At 44.4% G+C, this 7,659-nt stretch carries 8 protein-coding genes; 6 read left to right on the plus strand and 2 right to left on the minus strand.

Features of this window, described 5'->3' with window-relative positions; all coding sequences use genetic code 11:
• Nucleotides 1–150: 150 nt before the first annotated feature.
• Together nei and QVA83_RS01930 are read right to left on the minus strand one after the other, a co-directional pair.
• Nucleotides 151–972 carry an endonuclease VIII gene (nei, locus tag QVA83_RS01925; RefSeq protein ID WP_061486351.1) on the minus strand — a complete coding sequence of 274 codons (822 nt, stop codon included), beginning with the start codon at nucleotides 970–972 and terminating at the stop codon, nucleotides 151–153.
• Between the two features lie 206 nt (nucleotides 973–1,178).
• Complete coding sequence (locus QVA83_RS01930) at nucleotides 1,179–2,300, minus strand: zinc-binding dehydrogenase (protein WP_061486352.1); 1,122 nt, start codon at nucleotides 2,298–2,300, stop codon at nucleotides 1,179–1,181.
• 338 nt (nucleotides 2,301–2,638) lie between these two features.
• Here QVA83_RS01930 and QVA83_RS01935 point away from each other — a divergent pair, with 338 nt between their 5' ends.
• The 6 genes from QVA83_RS01935 to QVA83_RS01960 form a co-directional block, all read left to right on the plus strand.
• Nucleotides 2,639–3,232: a hypothetical protein gene (locus tag QVA83_RS01935; protein WP_156078708.1), complete on the plus strand. Its 594-nt coding sequence runs from the start codon at nucleotides 2,639–2,641 to the stop codon at nucleotides 3,230–3,232.
• 161 nt (nucleotides 3,233–3,393) lie between these two features.
• On the plus strand, nucleotides 3,394–4,119 hold the full coding sequence (locus QVA83_RS01940) for a transposase (protein ID WP_014950346.1): 726 nt from the start codon (nucleotides 3,394–3,396) through the stop codon (nucleotides 4,117–4,119).
• Between the two features lie 140 nt (nucleotides 4,120–4,259).
• Nucleotides 4,260–6,251, plus strand: coding sequence for a RecQ family ATP-dependent DNA helicase (locus QVA83_RS01945; protein ID WP_156078709.1), 1,992 nt, complete (start codon nucleotides 4,260–4,262; stop codon nucleotides 6,249–6,251).
• Nucleotides 6,252–6,321: 70 nt separating this feature from the next.
• Entirely contained in the window at nucleotides 6,322–7,167 is an 846-nt protein-coding gene (locus tag QVA83_RS01950; protein WP_156078710.1) for an SAM-dependent methyltransferase, read from the plus strand.
• 14 nt (nucleotides 7,168–7,181) lie between these two features.
• Complete coding sequence (locus QVA83_RS01955) at nucleotides 7,182–7,388, plus strand: hypothetical protein (protein ID WP_014977183.1); 207 nt, start codon at nucleotides 7,182–7,184, stop codon at nucleotides 7,386–7,388.
• A gap of 77 nt (nucleotides 7,389–7,465) precedes the next feature.
• Nucleotides 7,466–7,659 (plus strand): hypothetical protein (locus QVA83_RS01960; protein ID WP_287498079.1); only part of this gene is annotated, 194 nt, incomplete at its 3' end.

The following is a 7,659-nucleotide window of genomic DNA, read 5'->3' on the forward strand; positions in this document are numbered from 1 at the left end:
AACTGACGTAAGGCAGTACCTAATGCAATATGCCCCAATTCATTAAATGACTTCACTTTACAAAACTCCGTAACCAGTTACGGATATAATTAATTGTAATTGGAAATAAGTCAAACAGATTATTTATTGATCATAAAAAATTGGGGTAGATTACTTCGCCTGGCACTGGCTACACCAATAAAGGCGCCGCCCGTTATACGTTTGGCGTTTTATTGTAGTGGCGCAGACTCTACAAGGCTGCTCTTCCCTGTCGAACACCATAAACCGCGTACCTTCAAAGTTAATGCCTTTTGCTTCAAGCACTTCGCGTAGTTCTGTGTACACGGTATAGCCACCGGTTTCATAGCTGCGTTTGCATATTGCTAAGGTGTGATGTGCCAAGTTGCGTAACTGCTCATCATCTAACTGAGAGGGTTTAAGTGAGGGGTGAACACCTGCTGCAAACAATATTTCGCTGCGAAGATAGTTGCCCAGACCTGCCATAAAGCGTTGGTCCAGATATAAACCGCTTAGTGCACGGTTGCAAAACGCTTTTGAACGTAAACGTTCTAATACCAACTCTTCTGTCACCGAATTGTTGAGTACATCGGGTCCAACTCTTTGTAAAAAAGGGTGCTCATGAATAGTTTGCGTTGGCCAAATGCTAATGTCAGATGCACTATATAAAATAGCACTGTGTGTTTCGGTATGAAGCCCTACCCTTAGCTGGCGGGTAGTATCCGGCATTCTATTGCGTTTACAGGTATGCCACACGCCATAGAGTTGGTTATGTGAATACATAGAGAGCCCATTGCTAAAATGGGTAATTAACGCCTTGCCGCGAGTTTCCATGCGCAGCACTTTTTCGCCTTCTAACTGCTTAGCGTAGGGTTTAAGTTGAGCTAATCCAAACTCTACTTTTTCTAGGGGAATATCTTTTATCACCGCTTCAACTTTATCTGCAGCGCGACGAATCTCTGGGCCTTCAGGCATGTTGTCTCAAATACCTTTTATCTCGGTTACTGTTTACTGGTTACTTCGCAGCATTTTCAGCTTCTTTGCAGCTGAATGATAATGAATACAAAAAAGGTCTGTAGCCCTTTGATGTACTTTAAACCGAAGTTTGTACATCAAAGATCAACAGACCCTATTATTAATCAAAGTTTAGCTGAAATTGCCGTATTTAAACGCTGCGCTGATTAGCCCTTGTTTGGCACAATCAGGTATTTTTCACCGGTCTTTTTAGCATTATAAAGCGCTACATTCTCAGGCTGTAATGCCTCCTCAAGACTCAGTTCTTTGGTGTAAGACGACGCAAAGGTAGTGTTAATTTCCGTAGCAACTTTTTGGTAAAGCTCGCCTACACGCTTCTTATCAAGCTTGCCTAAGAAACGCATTAATAGCCAACCACCAATGCTCCACGTCATGCCGTAAGCGCGATTCAAAATAGTAGGCGAGAAATCTAAGCCACCGTAGATATACACTTGTTTATTGCTGTCAGAGCCGTAAGTGTTGAAGCCTTTTGCATCTTTACTGCCCGACGCTTCCATCATAGTGAGGATATCGCTAACTAGCTCACCGCCGCCAATGGCGTCAAACGCTAGTGTTGCGCCCGTGCTGTCGATAGCTTGATAAAGTTCGGCTTTAAAATTCTCGCTACTTGAGTCGAGCACAATTTTCGCGCCGATCTCTTTAAGTATATCCACCTGCTTTTGGCTGCGAACAATATTTACAAGCTCTACGCCTTCCTCTAAACAAATTTTATTTAGCATTTGCCCAAGGTTTGATGCCGCTGCAGTGTGCACTAGCGCTTTGTGGCCTTCCATACGCATGGTTTCAACCATACCAAGAGCAGTAAGCGGGTTAACAAATGAAGACGCAGCTTGTTGCGGCGTGGTGCTATCTAGGTGAGGCAAGCATGCCTGCATAGGCACACAGGCATACTCAGTGTACGCTGCTCCGGTAAGAATAGACACAGTTTTTCCCATTAAAGCTTGTGCTTCTGGGCTGTCGCCCGCCTTAACAACCGTACCTGCACCTTCGTTTCCGATAGGCAGAGTCTGGTCTAAACGCGACTTAATACGATTTAACAAAGGCTTATGCACCGGCGCAACCAATGCTTTTTTGTCTGCGTCGAAGGTCGCTTTATCCAAGCTTGCCGGGCCAAACATCGGCCACATGTCTGAAGGGTTAATAGGAGATGCTTCCATACGCACAATCACTTCGTGCGGCTTCGGCTCTGGAACATCAACTTCTTTTAACGATACCTGAAGTTCACCTTCTGAGGTAATTAGCGTAAACAGTTGTTTTGATTTATTCATGTGATTATTTCGCCCTGAAAATTAAACGCTGAATGTAGTGCTAAGCTAACACGCCGCAACTATCAGCAATATTTATATTGCGAATACATATGCGTTTCGACCACTTATACACTCCAAAAAATGGGGTCAGAGTACACTTCTCGCACGCTGAAAAATGGGGTCAGAGTACATTTTTTCCGAGTGTTTCTGCTTAGCAACCCAACGGCTTCACCAAGTGATACCGCCACTCTCCTGAACACACATCACGCCATGAGCTTTATCAATAAAGTACTCTGACCCCATTACTTAGATGGGTTACACTGCTAAGCCTGTATCAACTTGCTATGATGAATTAAGAAATGAAAAAGTATTGTGCGTATGTCTTACTTGGGCTTGCTGTAATAAGCAATGCTGCGCTTGCAAAAGAGGCACCGTTGGTCTCGATTCCTACTCACGATGCATTTTTTAATGCGATAAAGGCCCACTGCGGTAAAGCATTTCAGGGCAAAGTTAGCAAAGACAATGTGGGTAATACGTTCGGTAATGCGAAGCTTGTTATGCACGTACGAAAGTGTACAGACTCTGAAATTCAAACTCCATTTCACGTGGGTGAAGATGCATCCCGCACTTGGATTCTAACGAAAACCGGCGCGGGTCTTATGCTGAAGCACGATCATAGAAATGAAGATGGCAGCTTTCATTCTTCAACCATGTATGGCGGCCACACCGTAGATGAAGGGTTCCCCCAGGTGCAGTCGTTTCCTGCAGATGTATATTCAAAAGCGTTATTTATAGAATCGGGAATTGCAGCATCAACAGATAACGTCTGGCAAATGATGATCTACCCTAGCCGCTTTAGCTATCGACTAATTCGCCCTGCCCGCGAAGTACAGGTAGATTTTGATCTCGAAACCCCCATAGCAACGCCAAGCGCCCCCTGGGGATATGAATAATGGGGTCAGAGTACATTTTCTAATTTAGGAGAGCCAAACAAGCCATTCATTTCATTCTTTCAGCTTGTCCATTAGACCAGTTTTGGTAGGTACAGGGTTGTAGCCTTTACTCAATTCACTCATTTTATTAGAGAGAATATAGAAAGGAATTTGGTGAAATTATGGCAAGGAAACCTCGTTTGGCTCCCGCAGGCTATCCTCAACACGTCATCCAAAGAGGTAACAATCGCTCAATATGCTTTAAGTGTGAAAACGACTACATCGCCTATATTAGCTGGCTTAAAAAGTTCTCTGCAAAATTTGATGTAGGCATACATGCTTGGGTATTGATGACCAATCATGTTCATTTACTTTGCACTCCTAAGCTTGATAACCTTGGCGTAAGCAAAATGATGCAAGCGCTTGGCCGCATGTATGTGAGGTACTTTAACCACAAATATGAGCGCTCTGGAACGTTGTGGGAAGGAAGGTTTCATTCCAGTCTGGTCTCTAACGACGAATATCTTCTCACGGTTTATAGATATATCGAGCTAAACCCTGTAAGAGCGAACATGGTCGAAAAGCCGGTTGAATATAAATGGTCAAGCTACAGAATAAATGCGTTAGGCACGTCTTCGTCACTGCACAGTCCTCATCCTGTATACCTAAATTTAGGAGCTTCAGAAAACCAACGTCTTGCCGCTTACCGCGCTCTGTTCGATGATGAACTGCCTCAAACTGACATTGATAAAATTCAAAGCGGTACTCGAAGAGGACTAGTGCTGGGAAGCGATACATTTAAACAGCAAATTGAAAGCCTGACTGGGCATCGCTTAAAACACGAAGCGTTGGGTAGGCCACCGCAAATCAGTGAGCAGTTAACCGCTGGTTGCTCGGAAATAGCTTAATGTACTCTGACCCCTTTATTTTTAAAAACATCGCGTTGGCTCAACTAGCTCAAACCTGCGAACACTTAACCACAAACTGTTTGGAAATAAGTTAATGTACTCTGACCCCATTTTTTATATCGCGACTTGGAAGCTTATTAATGTACTCTGACCCCAATATTTTGCAGCAGCTGTTTGGTTTTTCGGCGTTTCGCGAGGGACAGAAGGAGGCAGTGGAATCACTGCTTGGTGGAAATTCAACGCTAGCGATTTTTCCCACTGGCTCGGGCAAGTCATTGTGCTATCAGTTTGTTGCTACGCAATTGCCACACTTGACCTTGGTTGTGTCGCCACTGTTAGCGCTGATGAAAGACCAGCTGGAGTTTCTTCATAGCAAAGGCATTGCAGCGGCCAGTATCGACTCTACGCTAACGCCCGAGCAGAACAAGCAAGTGATGAACGACGTGCGGTCAGGCCAGTGTAAAATTCTGATGGTGTCGGTGGAGCGCTTTAAGAACGAACGCTTTAGGCAGTTCATTGAGTCTGTTCAAGTAAGTATGCTAGTTGTCGATGAAGCACACTGTATCTCTGAATGGGGCCACAACTTTCGCCCTGACTACTTAAAACTCCCCGCGTATCAGAAAGAGCTTAATATTCCGTTAGTACTTCTGCTCACAGCTACTGCCACTAAAAAAGTAAAAGAAGATATGGCAGCGCGCTTTGATATTGCGCCAGCTAATATTATTCAAACAGGGTTTTATCGACCTAACTTGAATTTGCATGTTCGCCCTGTACATGAACCATATAAAAACCAAGCCTTACTTGAAGAAATTAAAAAACAGCAAGGCGCGGGTATTGTTTATGTCACGCTTCAAAATAGCGCTGAAGAAGTAGCAAGGCTCTTACAGCAACAAGGGTTTGCTGCAAAGGCTTACCACGCTGGTCTCGACAGTGATACAAGACAAGGTATCCAGCAAGATTTTATGCACAATCAGCTTCAAGTTGTTGTGGCTACCATTGCATTTGGCATGGGCATTGATAAGTCGGATATTCGCTTTGTTGTTCATTACGACTTACCAAAGTCTATTGAAAACTACAGCCAAGAAATTGGCCGGGGTGGACGAGACGGTAAAGCGGCAAACTGCACGGTATTAGCAAATCTTGACGGGCTAGTCACCATAGAGAACTTCGTTTATGGCGATACACCAGATAAAAGCGCCATTCAACGCGTAATTGATGATATCAGCGCACAGGCCCCCGCTCACATAAATTCGGCGGCGCACAATGATTCACCTACCAACGGCGAAAACAATGTTTACCAGTGGGAAACGCAAATTAATAGCTTATCGAGTGCCAGCAACATACGACAGCTTCCGCTTAAAACCCTGCTGGTACAGCTTGAACTCGCCAACGTTATTCGCCCTTTGTATGCCTATTTTGCTGAATATAAATTTCGCTTTATTTCAGAGAAAACCACCATACTCGGCCTTTTCTCAGAAGAACGGGCTCGCTTTCTAGACGCCGTATTCACTCATTCAAATATGAAAAAGGTGTGGGGCATTGTAGATTTCGACAGTATTTATCAGCATTACGGCGCAGAGCGTGCCAGGGTGGTGGCCGCACTAGAGTATTTACATGAACACAATCATATTGAGCTTGCCTCGCGCTTAATAACTGACGTATACCGCGTGGACTACGAAAAACTGCAAAATGCCGACTTAGTTAATAATCTGGCTCACTATTTCGCTGAAAACGAGCGCAAAGAAATAGAACGTATCGCCGCGCTGGTAGGCTTCTTCGAACTCAATACTTGCTTAAGCTATAACTTATCGGCGCATTTTGACGATTCCCAAGCGCCCAATGAATGCGGGCACTGCAGTGTATGTCAGGGAAATGTGGCTAAGCTCAGCTATTCAAACCCAATTCCCACACCGAACCCAGACCAAATATCAGAGGCCATAGCAGCACTAAGAGCCCATTTGAGCGGAAAATTTGATGGCCCAATCACATCATCTATTTGCTGTCGTTTTCTAACTGGCATGACCATGCCTTTGTTCACTCGATTTAAAGTGAGACAAGTAAAGGGCTTTGGTTCTTGTGAAAACTGCCGATACGCTGATGTGAAAGCAATGGTAAATGCTATAAATCAGTGAACGTAGCAAATACCCTAAATCTAATTTATAGTGTTGAGTGAATCACAATTAGCAAGTGGTAAAGGAAAATATGACGCTAATTCAGGGACAAGAACATACTCCTAAGGGATCGCTAGTTGTAGTTGGCACTGGAATCAGTGTTGCGGGTCAAATGACGATAGCGACCAAAAGCCACATCGAAAATGCTGACATTGTGTACATGGGGATCATGAACAAAATTGGTGAACACGTGGTCACCAATATTAACCCGAACAGTGTGTCTTTAGACGACCTTTATCAAGAAGGGAAATCTCGCGCTGTCACCTATGACCAAATGGCCGACCGCATCGTGCAGTCAGTTGTTGAAGGTAAAAAAGTGTGCGTGGCTTTTTATGGTCACCCAGGCGTATTTGTGACGCCTTCTCATGAAGCTATTCGCAGAGTGCGGGAACTTGGCCTAGATGCACAAATGCTCCCCGGCGTGTCTGCAGAAGACTGCTTAATTGCGGATTTGGGAATAGATCCCTCTCGCTTTGGCTGTCAGTCTTATGAAGCCACTCAATTTTTGTTTCGCGATTACCGCATTGACCCTCACATGACGCAAATCATCTGGCAAATAGGTTTAGCCGGAGAAGCAACGCTAAGCGTGTTAGATGCTAATCACAGTGAATCTGGGCTTGCCTTGCTGGCTGACATTCTGGCCGAGCACTACCCAGAAGATCACGAGCTGATTATTTACGAGGCAGCAACACTGCCCCTTTGCGAGCCCAAAATACAAAAAGTGTTGCTTCGCGAATTACAGTTCGCCAAGCCAACACTAATTTCGACCCTAGTTGTACCCTCACTTGGCATGCCAGCATACCGTCAGGATCGTTTGGCAAAGCTAGGTTTAACTGAGCAGCAAGTCATTAACTTTAGATCTCCAAAAGTAAACTAAAAGGAAAAAACGACATGGCAAAGAAAACAATTGTAGATTTCTTGGTTGAGCTAGACAGCAACAGCAAACTAATGGATGCGTATAAAAAGGACCCTGTGGGCACTGCAGAAAAGTACGGTTTATCTGGTGAAGATCTTCAGCTAATTAAAGACCAAGACTGGGACGAAGTAGCCAAACGCTTTGATGATACAAGCAAGGCTACCCGCGTAATTAGCTACTAGTCGTTATCTTTTTAAGCTAGCTGAAGTAGAAAGTGAAGCGCCGTTTGAAATGCATCTTCGCTATCGTTTGTTTTACGATGGCGCTTCCTACTTTTGCGTTTTTAAAAGAACCACTTAACACCACATCATCAGTCACTACGCTAGACGAACTGAAGCAGCGAATTCAAAACAATGATGAGTCTGTAGAAACCACATTCACCGAGCTAGGCTATTTCTTCGACGCCCACCCGAACGCTTTTCTGAAAGCCCGTTTATTCAATCTAAGAGCTTA

The sequence above is a fragment of the Alteromonas sp. AO-Serp genome (assembly GCF_017849675.1).
GTDB lineage: Bacteria > Pseudomonadota > Gammaproteobacteria > Enterobacterales > Alteromonadaceae > Alteromonas > Alteromonas macleodii.